This is a genomic window from Tahibacter aquaticus (genome assembly GCF_004363655.1).
GTDB lineage: Bacteria > Pseudomonadota > Gammaproteobacteria > Xanthomonadales > Rhodanobacteraceae > Tahibacter > Tahibacter aquaticus.
Genome location: NZ_SNZH01000055.1, coordinates 1 through 2,384, shown reverse-complemented (window position 1 = coordinate 2,384; position 2,384 = coordinate 1). Strand labels below are relative to the sequence as shown.

Below are 2,384 nucleotides of genomic sequence, written 5' to 3'. Positions count from 1 at the left end.
GGATGCAGGCGGCCGGCAATCGGCGTACCGATGACGATGTCGCTCTCGCCGCTCCAGCGCGAGATCAATACCGCAAATGCCGCCTGCAGCAGCATGAACAGGCTGGCATCGTGACGCCGCGCCAGCGCGTTCAGCGCGGCCAGCGCCGGGGCTTCCAGCACCTGCTCGACACGCGCGCCCTCGAAGCGCTGCTGCGCCGGCCGCGGCTTGTCCAGCGGCAGGTTGTGTACTACTGGCAAGCCAGCCAGCTGCTCGCGCCAGTACTGCAGTTGCGACTGGCGCAGCGGGCCTTGCAGGCGCTCGCGCTGCCAGTGCGCGTAGTCGGCGTACTGGATGGCCAGGGCCGGCAAGTGGGCGGCCACGCCGCCGGCAGCAGCGCGGTACAGCGCGACGAACTCGCGCACCAGCACTTCCAGCGACCAGGCGTCGGCGACGATATGGTGCAGGGTGAACAGCACGGCCTGGTCGTCGTCGGCCAGTTTCACCAGTGCACAACGCAGCATTGTGTCTTTCGACAGGTCGAACGCGCGAACCGCTTCCTGTTCGGCACGCTGCTGCAGGCGGACTTCGCGGCTGGCCGCATCCAGCCCTCGCAAGTCGTCGCAGGCGATATTCAGCGACGCCGCCGGCACTACCCGCTGCACGGCCATGCCGTCGATTTCCGCATAGACCGTGCGCAGCACCTCGTGCCGCTGCAGCAATCCGTCCAGTGCTTGCTGCAGCGCGGCCGTATCCAGCCTACCCTGCAGGCGCAGCGCCAGCGGCATGTTGTACTGCGCGCTGCTGCCTTCCAGCTGGTCGATGAACCACAGGCGCTGCTGCGCAAACGACAGCGGCAGCGCAGCGGCACGGTCTGCCCGGCCGATGGCCGCGTGGCCCGACGCCGCCTGGGCATCGACCCGCGCGGCGAGGCTATCCAGCTGCGGGTATTCGAACAGCGCACGCAAGGCCAGCGGCTTGCCCAGGGCCTTGCCGATCTCGCCCACCACGCGCGTGGCCAGCAGCGAATGGCCGCCCCGCTCGAAGAAATGGTCGTAGCGCCCCACCCGCTCCACGCCGAGCAGGCGCTGCCAGATCGCTGCGATCGCCTGTTCCGTCGCACCCTGCGGGTCGGCGTAGTCGCGCGTGGACGGGCTCGACAGGTCTGCCGCCGGCAAGGCCTTGCGATCCAGCTTGCCGTTCGGCGTCAGCGGCCACTCGCGCAGGAACACGAACGCCGCCGGCAGCATGTACGCCGCCAGTTCCCGCGCCAGCGCTTCGCGCAAGGCCGGTGCCGACAGCGCGATGCCGTCCTGCGCAATCGCATAAGCGACCAGGCGTGGATCGCCGGCGATGTCTTCGCGCGCCAGCACCACCGCCTCGCGCACGCCAGCACAGGCCGACAGCTGCGCCTCGATCTCGCCCAGCTCGATGCGGAAGCCGCGGATCTTCACCTGGAAGTCGTTGCGGCCCAGGTATTCGATGTTGCCGTCGGCCAGCCAGCGGCCCAGGTCGCCGGTTTTATACAAGCGTGCATTGGCCACTTCACTGAACGGATCGGCGATGAAGCGCTCGGCCGTCAGCTCAGCCCGGTTCAGATAGCCCCGCGCCACGCCGGCGCCGCCGATATACAGCTCGCCCGTCACACCGACCGGCACCGGCTGGCGCTGCGCATCCAGGATATAGACCTGGGTATTGGCGATCGGCCGGCCGATATGGGCCACGAAACCGCCAGCGCGCGGCATGCGCACCCCGGTCGAATACGTGGTGGTCTCGCTGGGGCCGTACAGGTTGGCCACCGCCGTGACGCCGGTCTGGGCAAAGATCCGTTCCACCAGGCCGCGCTTGAGCGGCTCGCCGGCCAGGTTGACGGTGCGCACGCTGCGCGGCACCTGGCCGGCATCGAGCAAGGCCGACAGCGCCGAAGGCACGGTATTGAGCAGCGTCGCCGTCGACTGCGCCGTCAGCGCCAGCGCATCGGCGACCAGGTTCACCGTCGCGCCGCAGCTCAACGGCACGAACAGCTCGAACACTGCCAGGTCGAAGTTCATCGAGGTCGAGAACACCGTCTCGGCCAGTTCTTCTGCGGTGAAGTTCGCCAGTGCCCAGCCGATCAGGTTCAGGGTCTGGGCGTGTTCGATCGCCACGCCCTTGGGCTGGCCGGTCGAGCCCGAGGTATAGATCACATAGGCCAGATGCTGCGGCCCCAGCCCGGCAACCTGCGGGTCGTGCAGCGGCTGCGTGGCCAGTGCGGCTTCGTCGTCCAGCAGCAGCTGCGGCACGCCGCTGGCCTGCAGCCAGGCTTGATCCGCCAGGCGGCCCTGGGTCAGCAGCGCCACCGGCGCGCAGTCGGCCAGCATGTAGGCGAGCCGGTCGGCCGGATAGGCCGGATCCAGCGGCACATA

At 69.0% G+C, this 2,384-nt stretch carries 1 protein-coding gene; it reads right to left on the bottom strand.

Going from position 1 to position 2,384, the window contains the following annotated elements; all coding sequences use genetic code 11:
• Window positions 1-2,384 (bottom strand): non-ribosomal peptide synthetase (locus DFR29_RS28725; RefSeq protein WP_133822070.1); only part of this gene is annotated, 2,384 nt, incomplete at both ends.